The 26,347-nt window shown below is 73.5% G+C and carries 23 protein-coding genes and 1 other RNA gene; 8 read left to right on the forward strand and 16 right to left on the reverse strand.

Annotation, left to right across the window (positions count from 1 at the left end; translation table 11 throughout):
- Positions 1-117: 117 nt before the first annotated feature.
- From ACFC2L_RS12930 to ACFC2L_RS12940, 3 genes are read right to left on the reverse strand one after another with little or no spacing between them, the layout of a single operon-like run.
- A complete protein-coding gene (locus ACFC2L_RS12930) occupies positions 118-813 on the reverse strand; it encodes a hypothetical protein (protein ID WP_375824711.1) in 696 nt (231 codons plus the stop codon).
- Positions 810-1,253: a hypothetical protein gene (locus tag ACFC2L_RS12935; protein WP_375824712.1), complete on the reverse strand. Its 444-nt coding sequence runs from the start codon at positions 1,251-1,253 to the stop codon at positions 810-812. Before ACFC2L_RS12935 ends, ACFC2L_RS12930 begins: the two co-directional genes overlap by 4 nt.
- 41 nt (positions 1,254-1,294) lie before the next feature.
- Complete coding sequence (locus tag ACFC2L_RS12940; protein WP_375824713.1) at positions 1,295-1,489, reverse strand: hypothetical protein; 195 nt, start codon at positions 1,487-1,489, stop codon at positions 1,295-1,297.
- A 171-nt stretch (positions 1,490-1,660) separates the two neighbouring features.
- On the opposite strand from ACFC2L_RS12940, the gene ACFC2L_RS12945 reads away from it, so the two are divergent.
- The gene (locus ACFC2L_RS12945) at positions 1,661-2,569 is read left to right on the forward strand and encodes a glycoside hydrolase family 19 protein (protein ID WP_375824714.1); all 909 of its coding nucleotides are present in this window, start codon (positions 1,661-1,663) and stop codon (positions 2,567-2,569) included.
- Positions 2,570-2,633: 64 nt separating this feature from the next.
- Here the strand turns inward: ACFC2L_RS12945 and ACFC2L_RS12950 are convergent, their stop codons facing one another.
- Positions 2,634-4,340, reverse strand: a complete 1,707-nt coding sequence (locus tag ACFC2L_RS12950) for a flavin-containing monooxygenase (protein WP_375824715.1) — start codon at positions 4,338-4,340, stop codon at positions 2,634-2,636.
- 121 nt (positions 4,341-4,461) lie between these two features.
- The gene (locus ACFC2L_RS12955) at positions 4,462-6,057 is read right to left on the reverse strand and encodes an SLC13 family permease (protein ID WP_375824716.1); all 1,596 of its coding nucleotides are present in this window, start codon (positions 6,055-6,057) and stop codon (positions 4,462-4,464) included.
- Between the two features lie 82 nt (positions 6,058-6,139).
- Here ACFC2L_RS12955 and ACFC2L_RS12960 point away from each other — a divergent pair, with 82 nt between their 5' ends.
- Positions 6,140-6,787: an NADPH-dependent F420 reductase gene (locus tag ACFC2L_RS12960; protein ID WP_375824717.1), complete on the forward strand. Its 648-nt coding sequence runs from the start codon at positions 6,140-6,142 to the stop codon at positions 6,785-6,787.
- A gap of 20 nt (positions 6,788-6,807) precedes the next feature.
- On the opposite strand, the gene ACFC2L_RS12965 is transcribed toward ACFC2L_RS12960, so the two are convergent.
- The 3 genes from ACFC2L_RS12965 to glnA are packed head-to-tail and all read right to left on the reverse strand — an operon-like array spanning position 6,808 to position 11,739.
- On the reverse strand, positions 6,808-7,242 hold the full coding sequence (locus tag ACFC2L_RS12965; RefSeq protein WP_375824718.1) for a hypothetical protein: 435 nt from the start codon (positions 7,240-7,242) through the stop codon (positions 6,808-6,810).
- A 4-nt stretch (positions 7,243-7,246) separates the two neighbouring features.
- On the reverse strand, positions 7,247-10,405 hold the full coding sequence (locus ACFC2L_RS12970; RefSeq protein ID WP_375824719.1) for a bifunctional [glutamine synthetase] adenylyltransferase/[glutamine synthetase]-adenylyl-L-tyrosine phosphorylase: 3,159 nt from the start codon (positions 10,403-10,405) through the stop codon (positions 7,247-7,249).
- Positions 10,402-11,739, reverse strand: coding sequence for a type I glutamate--ammonia ligase (gene glnA / locus ACFC2L_RS12975; protein ID WP_375824720.1), 1,338 nt, complete (start codon positions 11,737-11,739; stop codon positions 10,402-10,404). The genes ACFC2L_RS12970 and glnA overlap by 4 nt, the downstream gene beginning before the upstream one ends.
- A gap of 116 nt (positions 11,740-11,855) precedes the next feature.
- Here glnA and ACFC2L_RS12980 point away from each other — a divergent pair, with 116 nt between their 5' ends.
- Together ACFC2L_RS12980 and panB are read left to right on the forward strand one after the other, a co-directional pair.
- On the forward strand, positions 11,856-13,562 hold the full coding sequence (locus ACFC2L_RS12980; protein WP_375824721.1) for an NAD+ synthase: 1,707 nt from the start codon (positions 11,856-11,858) through the stop codon (positions 13,560-13,562).
- Between the two features lie 58 nt (positions 13,563-13,620).
- Positions 13,621-14,469 (forward strand): 3-methyl-2-oxobutanoate hydroxymethyltransferase, encoded by an 849-nt coding sequence (gene panB / locus ACFC2L_RS12985; RefSeq protein WP_375824722.1) that lies wholly within the window; start codon positions 13,621-13,623, stop codon positions 14,467-14,469.
- A 44-nt stretch (positions 14,470-14,513) separates the two neighbouring features.
- Here the strand turns inward: panB and ACFC2L_RS12990 are convergent, their stop codons facing one another.
- Together ACFC2L_RS12990 and ACFC2L_RS12995 are read right to left on the reverse strand one after the other, a co-directional pair.
- Positions 14,514-15,431, reverse strand: a complete 918-nt coding sequence (locus ACFC2L_RS12990) for an N-acetylmuramoyl-L-alanine amidase (protein WP_375824724.1) — start codon at positions 15,429-15,431, stop codon at positions 14,514-14,516.
- On the reverse strand, positions 15,428-15,649 hold the full coding sequence (locus ACFC2L_RS12995; protein ID WP_375824725.1) for an SPOR domain-containing protein: 222 nt from the start codon (positions 15,647-15,649) through the stop codon (positions 15,428-15,430). Before ACFC2L_RS12995 ends, ACFC2L_RS12990 begins: the two co-directional genes overlap by 4 nt.
- A gap of 68 nt (positions 15,650-15,717) precedes the next feature.
- Here ACFC2L_RS12995 and map point away from each other — a divergent pair, with 68 nt between their 5' ends.
- Both map and ppgK read left to right on the forward strand, forming a co-directional pair.
- Complete coding sequence (gene map, locus ACFC2L_RS13000) at positions 15,718-16,629, forward strand: type I methionyl aminopeptidase (protein ID WP_375824726.1); 912 nt, start codon at positions 15,718-15,720, stop codon at positions 16,627-16,629.
- Positions 16,626-17,426, forward strand: a complete 801-nt coding sequence (gene ppgK / locus ACFC2L_RS13005; protein ID WP_375824727.1) for a polyphosphate--glucose phosphotransferase — start codon at positions 16,626-16,628, stop codon at positions 17,424-17,426. Before map ends, ppgK begins: the two co-directional genes overlap by 4 nt.
- A 6-nt stretch (positions 17,427-17,432) precedes the next feature.
- Here ppgK and ACFC2L_RS13010 read toward each other — a convergent pair whose 3' ends face one another.
- From ACFC2L_RS13010 to thiD, 3 genes are all read right to left on the reverse strand, one after another.
- A complete protein-coding gene (locus tag ACFC2L_RS13010; RefSeq protein ID WP_375824728.1) occupies positions 17,433-17,798 on the reverse strand; it encodes an STAS domain-containing protein in 366 nt (121 codons plus the stop codon).
- Between the two features lie 328 nt (positions 17,799-18,126).
- Complete coding sequence (locus ACFC2L_RS13015) at positions 18,127-20,748, reverse strand: phosphoenolpyruvate carboxylase (RefSeq protein ID WP_375824823.1); 2,622 nt, start codon at positions 20,746-20,748, stop codon at positions 18,127-18,129.
- 206 nt (positions 20,749-20,954) lie between these two features.
- Positions 20,955-21,773 carry a bifunctional hydroxymethylpyrimidine kinase/phosphomethylpyrimidine kinase gene (gene thiD, locus ACFC2L_RS13020; RefSeq protein WP_375824729.1) on the reverse strand — a complete coding sequence of 273 codons (819 nt, stop codon included), beginning with the start codon at positions 21,771-21,773 and terminating at the stop codon, positions 20,955-20,957.
- Positions 21,774-22,036: 263 nt separating this feature from the next.
- Between thiD and ACFC2L_RS13025 the strand changes: the two genes are divergently transcribed.
- Entirely contained in the window at positions 22,037-22,276 is a 240-nt protein-coding gene (locus ACFC2L_RS13025) for a ribbon-helix-helix domain-containing protein (RefSeq protein ID WP_375824730.1), read from the forward strand.
- A gap of 354 nt (positions 22,277-22,630) precedes the next feature.
- Here ACFC2L_RS13025 and ACFC2L_RS13030 read toward each other — a convergent pair whose 3' ends face one another.
- The 3 genes from ACFC2L_RS13030 to rnpB form a co-directional block, all read right to left on the reverse strand.
- A complete protein-coding gene (locus ACFC2L_RS13030; protein WP_375824731.1) occupies positions 22,631-22,969 on the reverse strand; it encodes a hypothetical protein in 339 nt (112 codons plus the stop codon).
- Between the two features lie 38 nt (positions 22,970-23,007).
- Positions 23,008-23,265: a hypothetical protein gene (locus tag ACFC2L_RS13035; protein ID WP_375824732.1), complete on the reverse strand. Its 258-nt coding sequence runs from the start codon at positions 23,263-23,265 to the stop codon at positions 23,008-23,010.
- A 469-nt stretch (positions 23,266-23,734) separates the two neighbouring features.
- An RNA gene (gene rnpB / locus ACFC2L_RS13040) (RNase P RNA component class A) lies at positions 23,735-24,147 on the reverse strand.
- Positions 24,148-24,266: 119 nt separating this feature from the next.
- Between rnpB and ACFC2L_RS13045 the strand changes: the two genes are divergently transcribed.
- Positions 24,267-26,345, forward strand: a complete 2,079-nt coding sequence (locus ACFC2L_RS13045) for a HelD family protein (protein WP_375824733.1) — start codon at positions 24,267-24,269, stop codon at positions 26,343-26,345.
- Positions 26,346-26,347: the final 2 nt, after the last annotated feature.

Consider the following 26,347-nt stretch of genomic DNA (forward strand, 5'->3'; position numbering starts at 1 on the left):
CGGGCCTGACGGTCCTCCGGAGGATGACCGTGAACGGCGTCCGACCTGCACCTCTCCAGTGCCGGCCGGGCGCCGTTCCGCCGTGCGCCCGCAAGTGTGACGACGACGTGCCAGCGCTCAGAGCCCGTCCGTGCGAGGCGAGAGCCACGCGGAGAACCGCTCGCGCAGAGCGTCCCGTGCCTCGACCGTGGGTGCGATCACATCCGCACCGCCGTCGTACGGCGCGTACACCCAGTCGACGGCGTCGTCGGTGATCACGAACACGTCGGTGTCTTCTGGTGCTCGCCGGAACCACGGGTCGAGCTCCGCACGCGTAGCAGGGAGACGGCGGACGAACGCCGATGCCGTGATCGCTTCGTTCTCCTCGTCGGCGGTCGTGTCGTCGACGAACGCTCGCCAGAAGGGCCAGGTGCTCGAGATCCTGCGGAACTCGCGCGACGCGCGGAACCTCCCCTGCCCGTCCCACCTCAGCAGGACGACGACGACCTCGTCGCTCGATCCGCGGAGTGCCGCGAGCACGTGGTGGTGACGATCGAGCAGGATCCTTGCCTCTTCCTCGCTGTCGGCATATCGCTTCGAGTAGGGAAGGCTGTGGAACCGCACCCAGCGCTCGGCGAGATGCTCCCGAAGGGACCACGACGCGGGAATCGCCCTTCCAGCCCGACGCTCCCAGGCGTTCCCGAGCGCTTCCCAGGACGGATCGGGCTCGGGCATCCGGAACCCGAGCAAACCGGCGACGGCTTCCTCACACCTCCCGAGCAGGAAGCGGACCGTGCCGTGCAGGTGCGCGGCCCGAGCGATGGAGCGCTTCACTCCCCCGCCCTCCACCGACCCGCGCGACGTTCCCTCGCCACGTGCCGGACCTTTCTCGACATCCCGTGCTCGGCGAGGTCGTCGAGGACGACGTCAGCAGGGACGCGCTCGACCAGCTGTCGCTGGCACCACAGAGTGAGGTCGGGAAGGTCGCCGACGATCGACCGGGGTCGAGCGACGAGGTCACGGATCAGCGCCCATTCCCGGAGTCGCCGTTCTGCGAATGCTCTTCCAGGCGATGCCCCGAGACCGTCGACCCAGGAGCGGCCCTCGGCGATGTCGACGTGCTGGAGGACGTCCACGACGACGACCCGGGCCATCTCGTCGCCCTCGACGACCGCCTCCTTGAGCAGCGGGCGGAGGCCCTCACGCGGGACGGCGCCGGCGTAGACGTGCCACCGGCCGTGCTCGTCGTCGGGGTCGACGTCGCTCGTGCCCAATCCCTCGGCAAGGAGACGGAGAAGGTCTCGGCCACGCGGAGTCACTCCCGGTCCTCCGGTTGTCTGAGGAGCTCGTCGCCTTCGTCGCTGCTCAGAACCCAATGCGCCTCGCCACGCACCGCCCTGTCCGGAAGGGCCCGGTCTTCAGCGGTCCCCTCGGTGTCGGCGAACTCGGGGAAGTCGCCCACGACGAAGAGCTTCTCGGCGGCTGCGCTTCTTCCTGTCTCGGACGTCACGGTGCCCAACCTAGCCGCGGCTCGGCGGCACACCGAGTGCTTTCGCCCGTCGCCCCTGTGATCTTCTGCCCGGGTCAAGAGGCCCCCAGAAGTCCTGGTTGTCAGGCACACACGTCGCGCGCTAGTTTGTGAGCGGCGGTAACGATGCCGCCCACAGGAGCAGGGGGATTCATGACCACACCCTTCCGGCGCGCCCTCACGGCCGTCGCGTCCGCGCTGGTGTCGACCGTCGTGGCGGCGTCGCTCGCCGCTCCGGCGAGCGCGTCCGCGGCGTCCGCGACCGCCGACCCGTCCGCGAGCGCCGCGTGCGCCGCGACCTGGTCGGCCACGACGGCGTACTCGGGCGGCCAGACGGCGTCGCACCACGGTCGGAACTGGACGGCCCGCTGGTGGACCCAGCGCGAGACGCCGGGGTCGACGAGCGTCTGGATCGACGCGGGTCGGTGCACCGGGGGCGGGGACGACTTCGTCGTGAGCCGCGAGGAGTTCGACGCGATCTTCCCGAACCGGCACCCGTTCTACACGTACGACGGGTTCGTCGACGCGCTGGGCGCCTACCCCGCGTTCGCGAGCACGGGCACGCCCGAGACGCGGACGCGCGAGGTCGCCGCGTTCCTCACGCACGCCGACTTCGAGTCGGTCGGGCTGCGGTACGTGAAGGAGATCAACGAGGCGAACTACTGGATCAAGTGTGACTACTCCCAGCCGTTCGGCTGCCCCGCCGGCCAGACGGCGTACTACGGTCGCGGGCCGATCATGTTCAGCTGGAACTTCAACTACAAGGCCGCGGGCGACGCGCTCGGGATCGACCTGCTGAACGACCCGTGGCTGGTCGAGGAGGACCCGTCCGTCGCGTGGCAGACGGCGCTCTGGTACTGGAACACGCAGAACGGCCCCGGGGTGATGACGTCGCACCAGGCGATGGTCTCGGGTTCCGGGTTCGGCCAGACCATCAACTCGCTCAACGGTGCGCTCGAGTGCGACGGCGGCAATCCCGCCTCCGTGCAGTCCCGGGTGGACCGGTACGTGCGCATCACCGAGGTCCTGGGCGTCGCCCCGGGCTCGGGTCTGTACTGCTGACCGGGTCGTCCCGCGAGCGGTGAGGCGGGTGCGGTGCGCGCAGGGGGCGCACCGCACCCGCCTGTCAGTGTGCGGCAGGGACCGCTGCGGTCTCCGCGACGGTCGCGAGCACGTGGGCCGTCGGCAGCCCGGAGCGCGGGCGGAACCCGGCGTACTGCTCGGCCGCGGCCCGCGCGCACTCGTCCTGGTAGGCAGGTCCGCCGCCGAGGTACACCGCCATCTCGGCGCGCTTGCCGGGGACGTTGCCGCCGACGAACCAGGCGCCGGCCTTCTTGCCCTCCTCGTACATGACCGTGGCCCGGCCCGCGCGCTCGGTCTCCTCGTACCACCACTCCTCGGCCTCGCGCGTGGCCTCGAGCTGCGCGACGCCGTTCTCCCGCGCGTACGCGAGCGCACGCTGGAGCCACTGGGCGCCGCGCTGCACCGGCACGGTGAGGTTGGACAGCGGCGTCTGCGGCCCGAGCGACAGGAAGAGGTTGGGGAACCCGTGGACGGAGATCCCCAGGTAGGTCCGCAGGCCGTCCCGCTCCCACCGCTCGCGCAGCGTGACGCCCTCGCGCCCCACGACGTCGAACGCGGTGAGCGCGCCGGTCATGGCGTCGAACCCGGTCGCGAGCACGAGCACGTCGAGCTCGTGCTCGACCTCTCGCGACCCGTCCACCGAGCCGACGACGACGCCGCGCGGCGTGACCCGCGCGATCGGGTTCGCGAGGACGTCGACGAGCTCGACGTTCTCCCGGTTGTACGCGGCGTAGTAGCCGTGCCCGGTGGGCGGGCGCTTGCCCATGAACGTGTAGGTGGAGGGGCTGAGCGCCTCGGCGGTCCGGGGGTCGGTGACGATCTCGCGGATCTTGCCGCGCAGGAACTCGGACGCGAGCGCGCTCGCCTCGGGGCTGGAGACGAGGTCGGTGAAGCACTCGTTGGCGAACCGGAAGCCCCCGGCCTCCCACCGTGACTCGAAGACCCGACGGCGTTCCTCGGCGTCGACCTCGAGCGCGGACCGCGTCGGGATCTCCATCGGCACACCGAACGGGTGCTGGGCCGCGCGCTCGAAGACGGCGTCGTAGTCCGCCCGCAGCGCGGCGAGCTCGTCGGCGGTCACGGCGGGGCTCGTCGTCTCCAGGACGTAGTTCGGGGTGCGCTGGAAGACCGTGACGTGGGCCGCCTGAGCGGCGAGCTCCGGGAGCATCTGGATCCCGGAGGCGCCGACGCCGATCAGCCCGACGCGCTTGCCGGACAGGTCCACCCCCTCGTGCGGCCACCTCGCCGAGTGGTACGCGGGCCCGGCGAAGGTGTCCAGCCCAGGGATGTCGGGGTACACGGGGCGGGACAGCAGCCCGGTCGCCGACACGAGGTAGGTGGCCCGGAGCGTCGACCCGTCGGCGAGGGTGAGCGTCCACAGGTTCGTGGCGTCCGAGTGCTCGGCCCGCTCGACGGTCGTGCTCAGCCGGATGTCGCGCCGCAGGTCGAGCCGGTCGGCGACGAAGTCCAGGTAGGCGCGGATCTCCTCGCCGCGCGGGTAGCGCTCGCTCCAGTCCCACTCGTCCCGTACCTCGCGGGAGAACGAGAACGCGTACGCGAGGTACTCCGAGTCGGTGCGCACGCCCGGGTACCGGTTGGCCCACCACGTCCCGCCGACTCCTCCGGCGGCGTCGACCACGAGGACGGAGAGCCCGACCTCCCGCAGATGGTGGAGCATCGCCAGCCCCGAGAAGCCCGCCCCGATCACGACCGCGTCGTAGGTCCCGCCGCCGCTCGCCACATCGCCCATGCACCGCTCCCCTGTCTCAGGTCCGTCCGGACACCGCCGGGCTGACGGCCCGCGCGATGCGGTATACCGTCCCACGCACGGGGGCTTCCTGCCACGGCGGGCCGGCCTCCGACCAGACTGGTCAGAACGGCCAGACGAGCGGCACGTAGAGGACCGCGGCGGCGAGGAACACGACCGCGAGGGGGAGGCCCAGACGCCAGTAGTCGCCGAACCGGTAGCCGCCCGGCTGCAGGACCATGAGGTTGACCGGTGTGGCGATCGGGGTGAGGAAGGCTGCGGCGCCGGCGACCGTGAGCGCCATCATGAACGGCTGCACGCTCACCCCGAGCGTCTGGGCGAACGACACCGCGACCGGCGCCATCACGAGGACGGTCGCGACGTTGGAGATGAACTGGCCGAGCACGAGGGTGAGCACGCACACGACGAGCAGCGCGAGGTGCGGGGAGCCGCCGCCGGTGACGCGGAGCACGACGTCCGCGATCGCGTCGGCCGCGCCCGACGAGACGAACGCCGCGGACAGCGGGATGAGGGCCGCGATGAGGACGACGGTGTCCCACGAGATCGCGCGGAACGACTGGGGCACGGTGACCACCCGCAGGAGCACGAGCGCCCCGGCCGCGAGCAGGCCCGCGATCACCGGCGGGACGACCCCGGTCGCGAGGAGCACGATCGTCACGACCAGCACCGCGAGGCAGCGCCGCCAGCCGCGTCCCAGCGGGACGCCGCGCTGCAGGCTCCGCGGGGAGTCGACGGCGATCACGTCGGGCGACTGGGTGTACCGGTGGAGCGCGTCCCACGGTCCGCGCACGAGCACGGCGTCCCCGGGCTGGAGGATCATCGGCCCTGCGGGGGCCTCGGACTCGGGGCCCGTGGTGCTGCCGTCGCCGCGGCGGATGGCGAGCACGACGAGGCCCTCGTCCCGCGTCGTCATGCCGGGGCTCACCCGCCGCCCGGCCAGGGACGAGCGCGGCGCGATGAGCACCTCGACCACTCCCGTGCCGCCGGTGAAGAGGCGGCCGGTGTCGAGCTCCGCGGGGTAGCTCTCGCGCCACGAGCGCACCCGATCGCGCGGGTCGGCCGTCGTCTCGGCCAGGTGCTCGGGGACGCGCTCCGGCAGCAGGCGGTCCCCGAGGGTCACGACGAGGACGGCCGTCGCGAGGACGAGCGGGATCCCGACCAGCGCGAACTCGAAGTAGCCGAACTCCTGACCGCCCGCCTCGGCCGCGGCCTCGGAGACGATGATGTTCACCGGCGTCCCGGTCAGCGTGAGGAGCGAGCCCGCGCCCGCGGCGAACGCGAGCGGGACGAGCATGCGCGAGGGGACGATGCCGGCCCGGGCGGCGGCCACCACCGCGACCGGGAGCAGCGCCGCGACGGCGCCGTTGATGCTGATGACCGCCGCGAGGAGCGCAGCGACGCCCACCATCAGCGCGAGCAGCCCGGCCCGCCCCAGGGACGCGCGCCGCTCGAGCCACTGCCCGATCCATGCGGTGATGCCGGTGGAGTCCAGCGCGTCGCTCAGCACGAACAACGTCGCGATGAAGAGCACGATCGGGTCGCTGAAGCCGCTCAGCGCGGCGTCGAGCGGGAGCACGCCCGTCGCCCAGAGCGCGACGGGCACGAACAGCGCGACGACGACGAGAGGGAGCCGGTTGGTCATGAAGCCCACGACCGCCAGCGCCAGGATCACGAACGTCGCGACCAGCGGATCGATCATGGGCACCCCCTGGGACGTCAGGATGCCACACGACCCTCGTCCCGGAGACCACCGAAATAGCGGACGCGCCGGTGCGTTGTCGATGACCATGACGACACTCGGGATCATCGGCGCAGGCAACATCGGCTCACAGGTCGCGCGGGCCGCGATCGCCCACGGCTACGACGTGGTCATCGCGAACTCGCGGGACCCCCGCACCCTGGACGACCTCGTCGCCGAGCTCGGTCCGCGGGCACGGTCGGCGACGGCGGAGGAGGCGGCGCGCGCGGCGGACGTCGCGGTCGTCGCGGTGCCCTTCGGGGCGTACCGCGAGGTCCCGGTCGAGCCGCTCGACGGGAAGATCGTGCTCGACGCCAACAACTACTACTGGGAGCGCGACGGCCACGTCGACGCGCTCGACCGGGGCGAGGTCACGTCGTCGGGCCTGCTCCAGGAGCACCTGGCGGGGTCCCGGGTGGCCAAGGCGTTCAACCACATCCGGTCGACGGAGATCACGACCGACGGGACCCCCGCGGGCACGCCGGGACGCCGCGCCCTGGCGACCGCGAGCGACTTCCCCGAGGCCGCGGCCTGGGTCGAGCGCTTCTACGACGAGATCGGGTTCGACGCGGTCGACACGAGCCCGCTCGCGGAGTCGTGGCGGGTCGAGCGGGACCGGCCGGCCTACGTCGCGCGCCAGGACGCCGACGAGCTGCGCGAGAACCTCGCCCGGGCGCCCCGCACGATCTGACCCGGACCCGGGCGGGCTCGTCAGGCAGGCTCGCCCCGGGCCACGAAGGCCGCGCCCGCGAGCAGCAGGACGAGAGCCAGCGCCACGAGGCCGAGGAGCGCGAGCCCGCGGGCGGGGCCGAGCGGCCCCTCGACGAGGCGGGCGCACCGCCGGCACAGGACGCCGGCCGCTCCCCACAGCGCCACGGCGGCCAGCGGCTCGGCGCGCTGCCAGACGACCGCGAGGACGACGGCGAACGCCGCGAGCCCCCACGCGATCCACCCGGCCCCGCGCAGCCGCCACCCGAAGAACGACCCGCCGGGCGCCCCACGCCCGTGCTCGGTCCCGCCCGCCGCGGCCGCCCCGGGCTCGGTCCCGCCCGCCGTAGCCGCCCCGCGGCGGCGCGCGTCGCCGGGCACGCGCGGCTCCCGCCGGGAGAGCAGGCCGGGGACGGGACGCTCGTCGCGCCGGGGCACGCCCTCAGTCCTCGCCGTAGAAGACGCGCTCCATGACGGTCCGGGCGCGCCGCGCGGTGCGCAGGAAGTGCTCCTCGAGCTCGGCGCCCGTGTCGACGTCCGGGAGGTCGAGCACGCGCGCGAGCCCGGTGAGCGCGAACCGGTCGTGCGGCAGCACGTCGACCGTCGTCCCCGTCGTCCGGCCGGACCACAGCACGAGCGCGCTGCGCAGGCGCGAGGCGAGGTGCCAGGCCTCGCCGAGCACCGCGGCGTCCTCGGCGTCGACGAGGTTCGCGGCCACGGCGGCCTCGAGCGCGTCGACGGTCGAGGTCGTCCGCAGCCCGGGCACGTCGTGGGCGTGCTGGAGCTGGAGGAGCTGGACGGTCCACTCGACGTCGGACACTCCCCCGCGCCCGAGCTTGAGGTGGCGCGACGCCTCGACGCCCCGCGGGAGCCGCTCGGACTCGACGCGCGCCTTGATGCGCCGCACCTCGCGCACCTCCGCCAGGTCGAGGCCGCCCTGCGGGTACCGACGGCCGTCGACGACGCGGGTGAACGCCGCGCCCAGCCCGTCGAGGTCGCCCGCGACCGGGCGCGCGCGCAGCAGCGCCTGCGCCTCCCAGACGCTCGACCACCGCTCGTAGTACTCGGTGTACGACGCGAGCGAGCGCACGAGCGGGCCGTTGCGCCCCTCGGGCCGCAGGTCGGCGTCGACCGGGAGCGCGGGCTCCGGGCCGACGGCGGACAGGAGCTGGCGCAGCCGCGTCGCCACGGCGAGCGCGTACGCCTGGGCGTCGCTGCTCTCCGCGCCGGGCACCGGGTCGTGCACGAACATCACGTCGGCGTCCGACCCGTAGCCCATCTCGCGACCGCCGAGTCGGCCCATCGCGACGACGATCAGGCGCGCGGGAGCGGACCCCGGGTCCTGGGCGTCGTACCCGAGCTCGCCGCGCGCGACGAACTCCGCGACGCGGAGCGCACCCGCGAGCACGACGTCCGCGGCGTCGGAGATGCTGCGGGCCGCGGCGACGGCGTCGACCACGCCCAGCAGCTCGGCGGCGCCGGTGCGCGCGAGCTCGCGGCGGCGGACGGCGCGCAGGCTCACCGTCGCCGGCTCGACCTCGTCGGCGCGCGTGAGGATGGCGTCCGTCTCGGCCGTGAGCCGCCCGATCCCGCGCGGGGCGAGGTCCGCGTCCTCGGCGAGCCAGCGGACCGACTCGGGCGAGCGAGCCAGCGCGTCGGCCATGTAGCGCGAGTTCGCCAGGAGGTGCGCGAGCCGCTGCGCCGCGGAGCCGGAGTCGCGCAGGAGCTTGAGGTACCAGTGCGTCGCCCCGAGCGTCTCCGAGAGCGTGCGGAACGCGAGCAGCCCGGCGTCGGGGTCGGCGCCCTCGGCGAACCAGCCGAGCATGACGGGCAGGAGCTGGCGCTGGATCGCCGCACGACGGCTCACGCCCTCGGTGAGCGCGGTGACGTGGCGCATCGCGCCCGCCGGGTCGCGGTAGCCGATCGCCGCGAAGCGTGCCTTCGCCGCCTCGGGGGCCAGGCTCACCTCGTCCGGGGAGAGCTGGGCGACGACGGGCAGCAGCGGGCGGTAGAAGATCTCCTCGTGCAGCCCGCGCACCTCGCGGCGCGTCGCGCGCCACCGCTCGGTGAGCCCGTCGGCGCCCTCGGCGCGCATCCCGAGCGACCGGGCGAGACGGCGCAGCTCGTCCTCGGCGGTCGGCACCAGGTGCGTGCGCCGGAGCCGGACGAGCTGGATGCGGTGCTCGAGCGAGCGCAGGAACCGGTAGCAGACCCCGAGCCGGGCCGCGTGCTCGCGGCCGACGTACCCCGCGGCGGCGAGCTCGGCGAGCGCCGTGAGCGTGCCGCGGCTGCGGATCGACTCGTCCGCGCGCCCGTGCACGAGCTGCAGGAGCTGCACGGTGAACTCGACGTCGCGCAGGCCGCCCTTGCCGAGCTTGAGCTGGCGGTCGGCCTCGGCCGCGGGCACGTGGTCCTCGACGCGCCGGCGCATCGCCTGCGAGTCCTCGACGAAGTTCTCCCGGCCCGCCGCCGACCACACGAACGGCGCGATCGCCTCCTCGTACGCGCGACCCAGGTCCCGGTCCCCCGCGACCGTGCGCGCCTTGAGCAGCGCCTGGAACTCCCAGGTCTTGGCCCAGCGCTCGTAGTACGCGACGTGGCTCTCGAGCGTGCGCACCAGCGGGCCCTGCGCGCCCTCGGGACGCAGCGCGGCGTCGACCTGCCACAGCGCGGGCTCCCCCGACGTGCCCCAGCACACGCGCGCGAGCCCCGTCGCGAGCCGCGCCCCGACGCTCGTCGCGTACGCCTCGTCGTAGCCCTCGGCGGGCTCGACGACGTAGACGACGTCGACGTCGGAGACGTAGTTGAGCTCGCGTGCCCCGCACTTGCCCATGCCGATGACGGCGAGGCGCACGCCCGCACCGTGGTCGTCGAGCTCGGCGCGGGCGATCGCGAGCGCGCCCTCGAGCGCCGCCGCGGCGAGGTCCGCGAGCGCCGCGCCGACGGCGGGCATGCGCGTGAGCGGGTCGGGCACGGTGAGGTCGGTGGCGGCGACGCGCAGGATCCGCTCGCGGTAGGCGCGGCGCAGGGCGTCCACCCGCTCCGGGCCGGGCCGGTCGGCGACGGGCACCGCCGCGTCCGGGTCGGCACCCGCCGCGCGCAGGAGCTCGGCGCGCACGTCGCGCACGTCCACCCCGGTCCCGGGGGTCGGGTCCGCGAGGACCTCGAGCAGCGCGGGACGACGCACGACGTCGTCGCCGAGCGCGACCGAGGCGCCGAGCACCGCGAGCAGGCGGTCACGTGCCTCGCCGGGCCGCAGGACGCGCCGGGCGAGGTCCGCGAGCGGCGTGTGCGCCTCGACGTCGGGCCGCAGCGCGCCGGCCAGCCGCACGACCTGCAGGAGCGCGAGGTCCGGGTCGGCCGCCCCGCCGAACGCGGCGAGCAGCTCGTCGTCCACCGCGGACGCCGGGTCCGCGATCTCCCCGTCCGCGCCGTCCGTTCCCGGTGCGCGCCCGCCGTCGAGCAGGAGCGCGAGGTCCGGGTCCGCGAGCAGGCCCGCCGAGCGCGAGATGTCGGCGAAGCCGACGCGCGCGAGGCGACCCGTGAGCGTCGGCCGGCGGGAGCCGCCGGACCGACCTGACGTCGTCGTGGGCCCGCTCACAGGACCTGGAGGAACCGCTTCAGCTCGAACGGCGTGACCTGCGCGCGGTAGCCGTCCCACTCCTGCCGCTTGTTGCGCAGCACGAAGTCGAAGACGTGCTCGCCCAGCGTCTCCGCCACGAGCTCCGACTTCTCCATGACCGCGATGGCCTCGTCGAGGGACTGCGGGAGCGGCTTGATGCCCAGGGCACGACGCTCGGCGTCCGTGAGCTCCCAGACGTCGTCCTCGGTCTCCTCGGGAAGCTCGTACCCCTCCTCGATGCCCTTGAGACCGGCGGCGAGCATGACGGCGAACGCCAGGTACGGGTTGGTGGCCGAGTCGAGCGCGCGGTACTCCACGCGGCTCGAGTTGCCCTTGCCCGGCTTGTACATCGGCACGCGCACGAGCGCGGAGCGGTTGTTGTGGCCCCAGCACACGTAGCTCGGCGCCTCGGCGCCGCCCCACAGACGCTTGTACGAGTTCACGTACTGGTTGGTGATCGCGGTGATCTCCGCCGCGTGGACCAGGAGCCCCGCGATGAACTGGCGCGCCGTCTTGGACAGCTCGAACTGGGCGCCGGGCTCGTGGAACGCGTTGCGGTCGCCCTCGAAGAGCGACAGGTGCGTGTGCATGCCCGAGCCGGGGTGCTCGGCCATCGGCTTGGGCATGAACGACGCGAACACGCCCTGCTCGAGCGCGACCTCCTTGACGACCGTGCGGAACGTCATGAGGTTGTCCGCCGTGGTGAGGGCGTCGGCGTAGCGCAGGTCGATCTCGTTCTGCCCCGGCCCGGCCTCGTGGTGGGAGAACTCGACCGAGATGCCCATGGACTCGAGCATCGTGATCGCGGCGCGCCGGAAGTCGTGCGTGCTCCCGCGCGCGAGGTGGTCGAAGTACCCGCCCTGGTCGACGGGGACGAGCGGCGACCCGGCGTCCGCCGGCTGGTTGAAGAGGTAGAACTCGACCTCGGGGTGCGTGTAGAACGTGAACCCCTTGTCGCTCGCCCGGGCGAGCGCACGCTTGAGGACGTTGCGGCTGTCCGCGAGGGACGGCTCGCCGTCGGGCGTGAGGATGTCGCAGAACATGCGGGCGGTACCGTGCCGCTCGCCGCGCCACGGCAGCACCTGGAACGTGGTCGGGTCCGGCTTGGCGATCATGTCGGCCTCGTACACGCGCGTGAGGCCCTCGATCGAGCTGCCGTCGAACCCGATCCCCTCGGCGAACGCCGACTCCAGCTCCGCCGGCGCGATCGCCACCGACTTGAGCATGCCGAGCACGTCGGTGAACCAGAGCCGGATGAAGCGGATGTCGCGCTCCTCGACCGTGCGGAGCACGAACTCCTGCTGCCTGTCCATGCGGTACATCCTGCCTGATCCGTGTGACGAACGGGTGACACGGTCGTGTCCTGGACGTCGTGCCGCGGGGCAGTTCCCCGGACGAGCCGTCCGCCCTGCTCGTCTAGGGTGGACGCATGGCTGATCTGCGCGTCGCGCTGGCACAGGTCGACACGTGCGTGGGGGACCTCGACGGCAACGCCGCCCTGGTCCTCGCGCGCACCCGGGAGGCCGCGGCCGCGGGCGCGCAGCTCGTCGCCTTCCCGGAGATGACCCTCACCGGCTACCCGATCGAGGACCTCGCGCTGCGGGCGTCGTTCCGGCGCGCGGCGTGGGACGCCGCGGCGGACATCGCGGCGCGGCTCGACGCCGAGGGACTGGGCGCGGTCACCGTCGTGCTCGGCACCGTGGGAACCTCGGGCGCGCCGCGCGGTGCGGGCGCCGCGGAGCGCGAGGCCTCGGGCTCCCCCGCCGACCTGCCGACCAACCGCGCCGTCGTGCTGCGCGACGGCGCCGTGCAGGCCGCGTACGACAAGCACCACCTGCCCAACTACGGCGTGTTCGACGAGTTCCGCATCTTCGCGCCCGGCGAGACGACGACGGTCGTCGAGGTCGAGGGGCGCCGCGTCGGCATCGCGATCTGCGAGGACATCTGGCAGGACGGCGGCCCCGTCGCGGAGATGGCGACGCTCGACGAGGCGGGCAACGGGCTCGACCTGCTGCTCGTGCTCAACGGCTCGCCGTACGAGGAGGGCAAGGGGCACGTCCGCACGGACCTCGCCGCGCGCCGCGCGCGCGAGGTGAGCGCCCCCGTCGCGTACGTGAACCTCGTGGGCGGCCAGGACGACCTCGTGTTCGACGGCGGCTCGTTCGTCACCGACGCCGCGGGCGCGGTCGTCGCGTCCTCGCCGCAGTTCGCCGAGGACCTGCTGGTGTGGGAGCTGCCCGACGACGGCCGTGCCCCGCGCGGGCCCCTCGCCCCGGAGCTGCACCCCGACGAGGAGGTCTACCGTGCCTGCGTCACCGGGCTCGCGGGCTACGTCCGCAAGAACGGCTTCCGCTCGGTCGTGCTCGGCGCGTCGGGCGGCATCGACTCCGCGCTCACCGCGGCGATCGCCGCCGACGCGATCGGCGGGCAGAACGTCGTCGGCGTCTCCATGCCGTCGCAGTACTCGTCCGAGCACAGCAAGGACGACGCCGCGGACCTCCTGAAGCGTCTCGGCGGCGACTACCGCGTCCAGCCCATCGCGCCGATGGTCGACGCGTTCCAGGGCGAGCTCGCGCTCGAGGGCGTCGCCGAGGAGAACCTCCAGGCGCGCGTGCGCGGCGTGATCCTCATGGCGATCTCCAACCGCGAGGGTCACCTCGTCATCGCGCCGGGCAACAAGTCCGAGCTCGCGACCGGGTACGCGACGATCTACGACGCCGGCAGCATCGGCGGCTTCGCCCCGCTCAAGGACGTCGACAAGTCGCGCGTGTGGCAGCTCGCGCGCTGGCGGAACAACCAGGCGGTCGACCGGGGCGAGATCCCGCCGATCCCCGAGTCGTCCATCACCAAGCCCCCGTCGGCGGAGCTGCGCCCCGGCCAGACCGACCAGGACTCGCTGCCGCCGTACGACCTCCTCGACGAGGTGCTCGACGCCTACATCGAGCACGCCGAGGGCCGCGCCGAGCTGCTCGCGCGCGGGTTCGACCCCGAGGTCGTCGACAAGGTCGTCACGCTCGTCGACCGCGCCGAGTGGAAGCGGCGCCAGTACCCGCCGGGCCCCAAGGTCACCGCGCTCGCGTTCGGCCGCGACCGTCGCCTGCCCATCACCAACCGCTGGCGCGAGCCGCTCGACTGACGGCGCCGGCCACCCCGCGCGCCGTCCGCCCCGTACCCCGCACCCAGGAAAGGCCGTCATGTCTGCTCACACCGCCCCCGAGCCCGCCGCGACCGGCGGCACGGGACCGCGCCGCGTCCGCGTGCACCACCTCGCCGAGGCGAAGGCGCGCGGCGAGAAGATCACGATGCTCACCGCGTACGACGCCGTGACGGCGCGCATCTTCGACGACGCGGGGATCGACATGCTGCTGGTCGGCGACTCGATCGGCAACACCATGCACGGGCACACGACGACCCTGCCCGTCACGGTCGACGACCTGATCCCCCCGGCCCGCGCCGTCGCGCGCGCCGCGCGCCGCGCGTTCACGGTCGTCGACCTGCCGTTCGGCTCCTACGAGGCGGGCGCCGAGCAGGCGCTCGCGACGGGCGTGCGGTTCCTCAAGGAGACCGGCGTGAACGCGGTCAAGCTCGAGGGCGGACGCCGGATCGCGGCGCAGATCCGCGCGCTCACCGACGCGGGCATCCCCGTCGTGGGGCACCTCGGCTTCACGCCGCAGTCCGAGAACGCGCTCGGCGGGCCGCGGGTCCAGGGCCGGGGTGACGACGCGGCGGAGCGGCTCAGCGAGGACGCCCTCGCCGTGGCCGAGGCGGGCGCCGTCGCCGTCGTGCTCGAGATGGTCCCGGTCGAGGTCGCCGCGCGGATCACCGAGATCCTGCGCATCCCGACGATCGGCATCGGCGCGGGTGCGGCGTGCGACGGCCAGGTGCTCGTCTGGACGGACATGGCGGGCATGACGGACTGGTCGCCGCGCTTCGCCAAGCGGTACGCCGAGATCGGCGCCGCGCTCGGCCAGGCGGCGGCCGACTACGCCGCCGACGTGCGGGGCGGCACCTTCCCCGACGACGCGCACAGCTTCGCGCGCTGACCCACGGGGCGCCGCGGCGGGGACGACGACGGGCACGACGGCGCTCAGCCGGCGTCGGCGCCGCCGTCGGCCACCCACGCCACGAGCCCCGCGGCGAGCGCGTCGGCGTAGCGCTGGCGCCCCTCCTCGGACTCCATGACCGCGGCCTCGTCGGGGTTGCGCATCTCCCCCAGCTCGAGCATGACCGCGGGGCGCTCGGCGTGGTTGAGGGTCCCGAGGTCGGCACGCCGCTGGATCGGGCCGTCGTCCGCGGCGACCGAGGACGACGGCGCGAACCCGGCCTCGCCGAGCGCCGCGACGAGCTCGTGCGCGAGCGCGACGCTCGGTGCTCCCTGCTCCTCGTCGACGGGCGGGTCCGCGACGATCGCGAAGAAGCCGTGCGCGCGGCGGTCCTCCGTGCCGTTGGCGTGGACCGAGACGAGCACGTCGGCGTCGTTCTCCTGCGGGAAGCGGCCCCGCGCGTCGACGCACGGGCCCACGCCCGCGTCGTCGGGCCGGGTGAGGACGACGACCGCACCGAGCCCGGTGAGCTGCTCGGCGAGGCGGCTGCTCACGTCCCACGTGAACGCGTGCTCCGGGTAGCCGGCGTCCGTGGACGCGCCGACGGTGTTGCACGCCTTGGTGCCGCCCCGCCCGTCGGGGACGGGTGCGTTGACCGTGAGCGGGTCCGCCCCGTTGCCGCCGTTGTGCCCGGGGTCGACGGCGACCGTGAGACCGGCGAGCAGGGGCGGCGGCCCGGTCTTCGCGCCCGTCGGGTCGGGGGAGGCGGTCGTCGGCTCGGGCGCCGGGGCCGAGGCGACCACGTCGCCGGACGGGCGGACCGTCGTCGGCCCTCCCGCGGAACCGGCCCGGACCTGCAGCGCGACGAGGAACGTCAGCGCGCCGACCGCGAGCCCCGCGAGGAGCAGCCCGAGGCGCCCCGACCAGACGCGCCGCGGGCCGGGTGGTGGCGCGTGGGTCACTCGCCGCGCTCGCGGCGCTCTTCCTCGTCCCAGGCGTCGGACCGCTCGCGGGCGGTCTCCAGCGCCCTCTCCGCGGCCTCGCGCGTCGGGTACGGCCCCATGCGGTGCGTCCACGACCCGCTCGGTCCGCGGTGCACCTCGCCGGTGCGGGTGTCGTAGTAGTACTCGCCCTCGGAGGCGGGCTCGCCGTCGTCGGTGAAGCGTGATCCGGTGCTCATGCCTCGATCCTCCCCCATTCCGGGCCGCCTGTCCGTCCGCGCCCACGGACCTTCGTAGACTGGCCGCCATGAGCCCCGCCCCGTCCCCGACCTCTCCCGACGCCGTCGCACCGCCCGGCCCGACGCGGCGCGGGCCGCTCGTCCCGGGCGTCGTGGGACCGCTGCGCGCGGTGCCCGCGTCGATCGAGCGTCCCGAGTACGTCGGGCGGCCCGGACCGCGGCCGTTCACCGGCAGCGAGGTCAACGACACCGAGACGATCGAGCGGATCCGTGCCGCGTCCCGGATCGCGGCGCAGGCGCTCGTCGAGGTCGGGCGCCACGTCGCCCCCGGCGTCACGACCGACGAGCTCGACCGCGTCGGGCACGAGTTCCTCCTCGACCACGGCGCCTACCCGTCGACCCTCGGGTACCGCGGGTTCCCCAAGTCGCTGTGCACGTCCCTCAACGAGGTCGTGTGCCACGGCATCCCCGACTCGACGGCGCTCGTCGAGGGCGACATCGTCAACGTCGACATCACCGCGTACGTCGGCGGGGTGCACGGCGACACCAACGCGACGTTCACCGTCGGTACGGTCGACGAGGAGTCCGCGCTGCTCGTCGAGCGCACGCGCGAGGCGCTCGCCCGCGGGATCAAGGCCGTCGCACCGGGACGCCAGATCAACGTCGTGGGGCGCGTCATCGAGCGCTACGCGGCCCGGTTCGGGTACGGGGTCGTGCGCGAGTACACGGGGCACGGCGTGGGGCGCGCGTTCCACTCGGGCCTCGTCGTGCCGCACTACGACGCCGCGCCCGACCACGCGACCGTCATCGAGCCCGGCATGGTCTTCACGATCGAGCCGATGCTCACGCTCGGCACGTCCGAGTGGCGGATGTGGGACGACGGGTGGACGGTAGTCACCGCGGACGTCTCACGGACCGCGCAGTTCGAGCACACGCTGCTGGTGACCGACGACGGAGCGGAGATCCTCACACTGCCATGAACGCGCACCACGACTCTCACGCTGCTCCCCCCGCCCCCACGACGGACCGCCCCCGCACCGCCTTCGGCATCGACATCGGCGGCAGCGGCATCAAGGGCGCGCCGGTCGACCTGACCACCGGCGAGTTCGCGCAGGAGCGCCACCGCATCCCGACGCCCCAGCCCTCGACCCCGCAGGCCGTCGCCGAGGTGATCGCCGAGCTCGTGGGCGAGTACGACCTCCCGCAGGACGTGCCGATCGGCGTCGCGTTCCCGGCGCCGCTGCAGCACGGGGTGGTGCGCTTCATCGCGAACCTCGACCAGTCGTGGACCGGCGTCGACCTACCTGCGCTCGTCGCGCGCGAGACCGGGCGCCACGTCGTCGCGGTCAACGACGCGGACGCCGCCGGCCTCGGCGAGGTGCGGTACGGCGCGGCGCGCGACGCGGACGGGGTCGTGCTCGTCGCGACGCTCGGCACCGGGATCGGCAGCGCCATCGTCGTCGACGGGCACCTGCTCCCGAACACCGAGCTCGGGCACCTCGAGATCGACGGGTACGACGCGGAGACGCGCGCCTCCGACGCGGCGCGCGACCGTGAGGACCTGGACTGGGCGCAGTGGGCCGAGCGGCTGCAGCGCTACTTCGGCGTCGTGGAGGACCTGTTCTCGCCCGACCTCATCGTCGTGGGCGGGGGCGTGAGCAAGAAGCACGAGCACTTCCTGCCGCTGCTGCACCTGCGGGCACCCATCGTCCCGGCGCAGCTCCGCAACGCGGCCGGCATCGTGGGCGCGGCGTCGCTCGCGGCGGACGCGCGCTGACCGGAGTCAGCTCGTCGTGACCTCGTGGCGCTCCGTGCCGAAGATGTCGATGACGCCGAGCATCTCGAGGACGTCGGTCACGACCGTCGGCGGGTTGCGCAACGTGACGGACAGCCCCTCCTCGGAGCCGATCGTGTAGAACTGCACGAGGAACGCGATGCCCGTGGAGTCCATGAACGTCACCTTGGACGTGTCGATCACCACGGGGACGTCCCGTTCGAGCGCGTTCGCGAGCGCGGCGCTCGCCTCGCTGCGGAGGGCGACGTCGATCTCGCCCCACATGTCCACGACGCTCGCCTCGGGCTCCTCGAGCAGCCGGATGCCGCCCGTCCCCGCCTCGGCGTCGCTCCGCTCCAGCTCCTGCACCAACACTGCCCCGCCCTTCGTCCCGCCCTGCCTCGCCCACCCCGACGAGTACCGCGCCTCCTGCCTGACGCACCGATCGGTCGATACCTGGTGTCGTACGTCGTCGGGCGACAACGAGGCTCCGGCGTGATCGGTCGTCGCTAGCGTACCCCACGGATGCCGCTGGCTGGTAGGCCTCTGGCGAAGACTTTACCCAGGACGCCGTCGATATCGTTCCTCGGCCCGGTCGTTGAGGATTCATTCAACAGTTGGACGGGTGTCCAGACGGCGACGGCCGCCACCCGACCCGGAGCCGGGTCGGCGTGGCGGCCGCCGTGCGCGGGGCGCTGCGGGGTCAGCCCGTGTTCTGCAGGCCGGCGGCGACGCCGTTCACGGTGAGCAGCAGGAGGTGCTGCAGCTCGTCCTTGACCGGCCCCTCCGCGCCCGAGCGCAGGCCGCGCAGGGCGCGGACCTGGAGCAGCGAGAGCGCGTCGACGTACGGGCTGCGGAGCTGGACCGCGCGGCCCAGGACCCGGCGCCCGGCGAGCGGCCACGCGTTCTCCGTGACGGCGAGGACCTGCTCGCGCGTGAGCCGCAGCTCGTCGAGGATCGCCTGCGCGAGGTCGTCGCGCTCGCCGAGCGCGAGGTAGCGCTCCGCGATCCGCTCGTCCGTCTTGGCGAGGGACATCTCGACGTTGTCGAGGAGCGTCGCGAACAGCGGCCACTCGCGATGCGCCTCGCGGAGCAGCTCGAGGTCGCCGAACTCCTTCAGCGCCGTCCCGAGCCCGTACCAGCCCGCGAGGTTGATGCGGGCCTGCGACCACGAGAACACCCACGGGATGGCCCGCAGGTCGTCGAGCGAGGAGACGGACAGGCCGCGGCGGGCCGGGCGCGAGCCGATCGGCAGGAGGCCGACCTCCTCGAGCGGCGTCACCTGGGAGAACCACTGCGGGAAGCCGTCCGCACGGACCAGCTCGTGGAACCGGCGGCGCGACGACACGTCGAGCGCCGCGGCCAGGTCGCGGTACCGCTCGGTCGCCTCGGCGTTGCGCTTCTCCGTCGACGGCGCCGACGCGAGCAGCGTCGCCGCGGCGACCTGCTCGATGTGGCGAGACGCGATGGTCGGGTCGCCGTAGCGCGCGAGGATGACCTCGCCCTGCTCCGTGAGCTTGAACCGGCCGTCGACCGAGCCCGGCGGCTGGGCGAGCACGGCACGGTTCGCGGGACCGCCCCCGCGGCCGAGCGCCCCGCCGCGGCCGTGGAACAGCGTCAGCGTGATGTCGTGCCGCTCGGCCCACTGCGCGATGCGGCTCTGCGCGTCGTGCAGCGCGAGCGTCGCGGAGACCGGGCCGACGTCCTTCGACGAGTCCGAGTAGCCGAGCATGACCTCGACGCGGCGCCCGTTCTCGGCGAGCCGGCGCTGCACCTGGGGCAGCGTGAGCATCGACTCGAGGATGTCGACGCTCGCCCGGAGGTCCGCGAAGGTCTCGAACAGCGGGATCGCGTCGACGACCGGCACCTCGTCGGCGCCCTCGAACGCGAGCTCCGCGAGCTGGTACACCGCCGCGAGGTGCTCGGGCTTCTGGGTGAACGACACGATGTAGCGGCGCGCGGCGCGGACGCCGTAGCGCTCCTGGACCGCGCCGAGCGCGCGGAACGTGTCGAGCACCTCGCGCGTGCGGTCGGACAGGTCGCCGCGCAGGCCCTTCTCCGCGATCTCCGCGAGCGCCGACTCGTGGACCTGCGAGTGCTGACGCACCTCGAGCTCCGCGAGGTGGAAGCCGAACGTCTCCACCTGCCACACGAGCTGCTGCAGGTCCCCGTACGCCGCGCGGGGAGCGCCCGCCGCGACGAGCGACTCCTGGACGACGCGCAGGTCGGACTCGAGCTGCTCCGCCGTCGCGTACGCGAGGTCCGCGTTGCGGGCGCGCGTCGCGGCGATCCGGTCCGCCACGACGAGCAGGACCGCGCGGTGCGGCTCGCGCGGGGACGCCGCCGACGCGGCGGAGGTCACGGCCTCCGAGAGGCGGCGCTGCCGCTCCCAGAGCGCCCGCAGCCCGTCCGAGGGCGGCGTGCCGTCCTGGTCGAGCGTGAGCTTGCGGCCGACGGCACGCGTCTGCTGCTCGAGCGCCGCGAGCGCGTGGTCCGCCGCGATCGCCGCGGCCTGGCGCGTGACCTCGGCCGTCACGTTGGGGTTGCCGTCGCGGTCGCCGCCGATCCACGTGCCGAGGCTGACGAACGGCCGCACGAGCGGCTCCTCGCGCCCCGCCTCGTCGCCGAGGAGCCAGTCGTCCAGGCGCCGGTAGACCGTGGGGAACGTGTCGAACATCGTCGCGTCGAACACGCCGAGCGCCGTCTTCACCTCGTCGAGGACGGACGGCTTGTGCTCGCGGATCGGCGCGGTGCGCCACATCGTGTCGATCTCGGCGAGCAGACGGCGCTCGTTCTCCGCGAGCGACGTGCCGCCGAGGCGCTGCGCGTCCCGCTCGTCGAGCAGGGTCGCGATGCGGCGGACCGCGCCGGACACCGCACGACGGCGGGCCTCGGTCGGGTGCGCCGTGAGCACCGGGCGGAACTCGAGCCGGCGGAGGCGGCGCAGCGCCTCGTCGCGACCGACCTCGCCGACGAGCTGCTCGAACGCCTCCGGGAGGGAGTCGTCGGGCGTCGTCGCGCGGGTCGCGAACTCGGCCTCGCGCTCGCGCAGGACGCGCACGCGGTGGTACTCCTCCGCGAGGTTCGCGAGGTGGAAGTAGCACGTGAAGGCGCGGGCGACCTGCTCGGCGCGCGCCATGGAGAGACCCTCGACGAGGGTCTCCGCCTCGGCCAGCACCGCGCCGGACGAGTCGTCGTACGCGCGGATGGACAGCTCGCGCAGGCGCTCGACGTCGTCGAGCAGGTCCTGCCCGCCCGTCTCGCGGAGCACGGTGCCGAGCAGACCGCCGAGCAGGCGGACGTCGTCGCGCAGCGGGGCGGGCACGTCGTGGCGGGCGAGGCCGCGCCCTGCGTGCCCGGTGTCGTCGGAGACGTCGGCGGCGACCCGGTCAGGGGCGTCGGCAGCACCCGGCGACGGGGACAGTTCCGAAGGGGAGAGGTCGTTCACGGTGACGAGAGTATTCCTTGACCGTCAGGGGACGTGAAGGCGTCCGAGGGGTGATCGTCGGTCGAGCGCCGGTCGCGCGGTTGTCAGCGACGCGCGCCGACGCGCACGGCGTCGAACGGCGCGTTCGACGCCACGCGGTCCTCGATCGAGGCGGTGACGACGTCCTTGGCGACGCGCGCGGCGTCGAGCACCGAGGCGCCCTTCGCGAGCTCGGCGGTGATCGCGGCCGCGAACGTGCAGCCCGCGCCGCTGACGCGCTCCTCGCCGATCTTCGGCGTGCGCAGCACGTGCACCTCGTCGCCGTCGACCAGCACGTCGACCGCGTCCGGGCCGGGCAGCTCGACGCCGCCCTTCGCGACGACGGCGCGCGGTCCGAGCGCCTGGACCTTGCGCGCCGCCTCGACGAGCTCCTCGACCGTCTCGATCGACTCCACGCCCGCGAGCGTGCGCGTCTCGAAGAGGTTGGGCGTCACGACGGTCGCGAGCGGGAGGACCTGCGCACGCAGCGCGGTGTCCGTGTCGAGCGCCGCGCCCGGCTCCTGGCCCTTGCAGATGAGCACCGGGTCGAGCACGACGTGCTCCCACGAGCGCGAGCGCAGCGACTGCGCGACGACGTCGATCGTCGCGGGCGTGCCGAGCATGCCGATCTTCACGACCGACGGCTCGTGCGCGACCGTCGCCGCCTCGAACTGGTCGGCGATCACCTGCGGGTCGACCGGGACGAACCGGTGACCCCAGTCGTTCTTCGGGTCGAACGAGACGATGCACGTCAGCGTGCCGACGCCGTACGTGCCCAGCTCCTGGAACGTCTTGAGGTCGGCCTGGATGCCGGCACCGCCCGTCGCCTCCGACCCGGCGATGACGTAGGCGAGCGGGGGCGTGCGGGGGTCGTCGTGCGACATGGGTTCTCCTCGGTCGGAGGTGGTCGGAGATCGTCGCCGGGGAGCCGGACGACGGGCGGAGCGGGCGGCGCGCCGCAAGTGGTCGATCGTCGGCCCGGGCCTCCACGCCTGACATGGTACGCGCCGCGCTCGTGGCAACACGGCCGCCTTCCGCAGCCTGTTCTTCCCCATCCAGATCGACGGAGCGCCATCACTCGAGTAATTTCGTGTACATTATTTTGATGGGTGATGGGGACACGCACGAGACGATCCACGGTCGACCGGTGACCGACGAGCAGATACAGGCATGGGCCGACGAGGCCGAGGCAGGGTACGACCTCCCCGCTCTCCGGCGCCGCGGTCGCGGTCGGCCGACCGTGGGCGCCGGGCCGGGAAAGCCGGTGACAGTACGTCTCGACGGACCGACGCTGGCCGCGCTCAAGGCGCGCGCCGAGGCCGAAGGGTTGAGCAGCGAGTCGGAGGCGATACGCGCCGCGGTGCGCGCCTGGGCCCACGTGGCGTGAAGGTTCACCGTTCCGCTCGCAAGCACTACGCGCGCGACCGGCTCGACCATATCGACGCGCGGCGGGACGAGGAGTGAGGACGAGCCGGTCTGCACGCCGGGTTCTACCGGCGGGGTCGTCGACTGTCCGCGGGTGTCACGTTTGCGTCGGGAACGTCGGGGATCCGCGGCTCGACGCGTTGGGAGGGTCGAAGGACTCGGGGGCTCGTGGCGCTCTTGCGGACCATCTGCGGACTGCCCGCCACGCGCCCAACTCGCGCGGCTGGGAGCACAAGAACATCCAGTGACCGCCCCACAGCGCGAAGGGCCCCGCACCCATGTCGGGTGCGGAGCCTTTCGCGTTGTGCGTCACGAACTATGCGTCCAGCAGCTGGGATACCCGCTGGTGTGACAGATCGACCAAGGTGGCGGAGTCGCGAACGCTCACGCCTGCCTGGTGTAGCAATCGGACGGTTGCCTTGCGATCCTCTTCGAACTTTCGGCGCCGCGCGTTGAGCTCTTCACGCTCTCGCATGTACGCCTCCCACATCGCCTGGCCTTCGTCTCCGAGGACGGCGGTGAGATCCCAAGACAGTTCGAAGGAGTCTTCGTCCTCGTCGAGCAGTCCGGCGAGGAGGTCACGGACCTCGCCCTCAAGGTCCGCCAGGCGTTGCGTCTCGGTTGCGCCGCCAGGCACTCCCTCGACAACTGCCACCCACCAACGCCCTTCGCGAGTGACACGTACCTTGCGCTTCACTTGTCTAGCCATCCCTTCCCGAAGAGCGGTTCGAGTGCATCTTCGTTGGAGCGAGTCACCGTCTGCGACATCTGCCCCGCGTGGCCGGTGAGGCCGATGCGACCGACCTCCGTGCCCTCCTTGTCCAGGACAACCCAGATTGTGTGTGAGCCCTTCCCGCGCTTGGGGAGTTGCTCTACCGTGCAGCCGAGGCTCTTGGCGTGCTTGCGTGCCGCCTTGAGTACCTGCGACGCGGAGCGGGTGCCTTGGACCATGAGCGTAAGTCTAACCGAATAGACACGCAAGCGTCTATTCGGCTAGACACCTGCGCACCGGCCGACAACGGGTTCAGGAGCCGACTGGGCCACTTCCCGTCTCGCGCTCGGGAGCCTGGCGTGCGGCCTCCCGGAAGCAGCGGCTTGGCCGGGGCAGGACCACTCAAGAGGGACGCGAGTCGACCGCACGGTCCCGCTCCCGCAGGTCGCCGTGGACGCGCTCACGGACCATCTGGACGCCTACCCCGCCGTCCCGACCGCGCTCGTGTTCCGCAACGTGGCACGCCTCGGTCACGCGAGCGCGTCGGAGACGCTCGACACGTACTCACGCTGTTCCCCGAGTCGGACGACCGGACGCGCGACGTCATCGAGAACGCGCTAGGTAGCGCCGTCTCGTGCGGCCACTTCGCGGCCACTGGGCGTCGAAGCGGTCTGATTCCCTGCGTTTCCGCAGGTCAAAGCGTTGAAGCGGACGAGCCGGTCTGTACGCCGGGTTCTGTTCCCGCGCGAGGTCACCCTCGCGCGGGCGACGGTCATCCATCTAGGCCCTGCGTCGCCGCAGGGCTCGAGCGGTCTACCCGACTGTGCTTCTCCGGAGAGAATCGGGCGGGCAGCCCTCCGACACAGTCTGTCTGACCTTGCTCCAGGTGGGGTTTACCGAGCCGGGCCGGTCACCCGGCCCGCTGGTGGTCTCTTACACCACCGTTTCACCCTTACCGCGCCGGGCGAAGCCGAAGCCTGCCTGACGCGGCGGTCTGTTCTCTGTGGCACTGTCCCGCGGGTCACCCCGGGTGGGCGTTACCCACCACCTTGCCCTTCGGAGCCCGGACGTTCCTCGGCGAGGAGCACGAGGCCCCTCGACGCGACCGTCCGACCGACTCGTCCGCACGGGCAAGATTACCGGTCCCGGGCGGATCGTCGAACCAGCGACCGGCCCACCGGAGGGGCGGCGCCCCCGTAGGATGGCCCGCCCCCTCACACCCGGATCCCGGAGGTCTGACGTGCCCGCCCCCGCCGTACCGTCCGGCCCCGACGCACCGACCCGCGCACCTGCCGGGGACGCGTCCGGCGAGCTCGCTCGGGAGCAGGAGTTCCTGGCCGCCGCCCGCACGCAGCTGGCCCGCATGCGCGAGCAGGCCCGGTCGCTCCACGCCCTCGCCGGGGACCGGGTCAGCGCCGAGTATCTCGAGGCGGCGCTCGCCCGCCGGCTCGCCCAGCTCGCTGACGACCCGGAGGTCCCGCTCTTCTTCGGACGCATCGACCTCGACGCCGTGGACCGCGCGCCCGCCGAGGTCTTCCACATCGGCCGTCGCCACGTCTCCGACCCCGAGGGCGACCCGCTCGTCGTCGACTGGCGCGCCCCCGTGAGCACGCCCTTCTACCGCGCCACCCGCACCGAGCCGATGGGCGTCGCCGTCCGCCGCCGCTACGGCTTCCAGCGCGGTGCCCTCACCGGCTTCGAGGACGAGTCGCTCACCGCCCCGGGTCCCGGTGCGGAGTCCTCCGCGATCCTCGAGGCCGAGATCGAGCGGCCCCGTACCGGCCCGATGCGCGACATCGTCGCCACCATCCAGCCCGAGCAGGACGTCATCGTGCGCAGCGGGCTCGACCGGACCGTCGTCGTGCAGGGCGCGCCCGGCACCGGCAAGACCGCCGTCGGGCTGCACCGCGCCGCGTACCTGCTGTACTCCCACCGGGAGCGGGTGAGCCGCGCCGGCATGACCGTCGTGGGGCCCAACGCGAGCTTCCTGCGGTACATCCGCGACGTGCTGCCCGCCCTCGGCGAGGTCGACGCGGCCCAGACCACCGTCGAGGAGATCGTCGCGACGCACGGGCGTCTGCGCGGGACGGAGCCGCCGGACGTCGCCCGGCTCAAGGGCGACGCACGCATGGCCGAGGTGCTCCGTCGCGCCGTGTGGTCCCACGTGGCGGAGCCGTCCGAGGCCCTGGTGCTGCCGCGCGGCGCACGCCGCTGGCGCGTCGCCGCGCACGAGGCGCGCGAGTGCGTCGCGCAGGTGGTCGGCCGGGAGCCACGCTTCGACGCCGGTCGCGACCACCTGCGGCACGCGCTCGCGCACCGGGTCCTCGTGCAGATCGAGGAGTCCGGCGAGGCGCTCGACGAGCGGGCCTGGGACACGCTCGCGCGCACCCGACCGGTCCGGGACTACACCGCCGCGGTGTGGCCGAAGGTCACGCCGACGGCGCTGCTGCACCGGCTCCTCGTCGACCCTGCGTTCCTCGCCACGAGCGCCGACGGCGTCCTCACCGCGGCCGAGCAGGAGCTGCTGCGCCCGGCCCGACCGTCCCGGACGCCGGGCACGGCCCGCTGGACGCTGGCCGACCTCGTCCTGCTCGACGAGGTCGCCGACCTGCTGGCCCGCGGCGCGTCGGTCGCGCACGTCGTGGTGGACGAGGCGCAGGACCTGTCGCCGATGATGCTGCGCGCTCTCGGGCGCCGGGCGCGCACCGGCTCGCTGACGGTGCTGGGCGACCTGGCGCAGGCGACGACGCCGTGGGGGGTCTCCTCGTGGACCGACGCACTGACGCACCTCGGCAAGCCCGACGGCCACGTGGAGCAGCTCACCGCGGGCTTCCGCGTCCCCGGCGACGTCATCGAGTACGCGGCCCGCCTGCTGCCCTCGATCGCGCCGGATCTCGCTCCCCCGGTCGCCGTCCGTCGCGCCCGGGGCGAGCTGGTCCTCACCACGGAGCCGCTGGTGGACCTGGTCCGCACGGCGCTCGCCCGGGAGGGGTCGGTCGGTCTGATCGTGCCCGACGGCGGCGCGGAGGCCGCGCGCAGGGCGCTCACCCAGGCCGGCCTCGCCTTCGCGGTCGTCGGCGAGGCGTCGGACGACGACGGCGCGGTCGAGTTCGACGCGCGCCTCGACCTCGTGCCCGCGTCGCTCGCGAAGGGGCTGGAGTTCGACCACGTCGTGCTGGACGACCCGGAGGGCGTCGTCCGGGGCGAGGCCGACCGGGTCACGGGGCTGCGGCGCCTGTACGTCTGCCTGACCCGCGCGGTGACCTCCCTCGCCGTCCGCCACCGCGACGACCTGCCCGCCGAGCTCCGCCGTCCGTGACG

The organism is Cellulosimicrobium sp. NPDC055967, from assembly GCF_042269845.1.
GTDB lineage: Bacteria > Actinomycetota > Actinomycetes > Actinomycetales > Cellulomonadaceae > Cellulosimicrobium.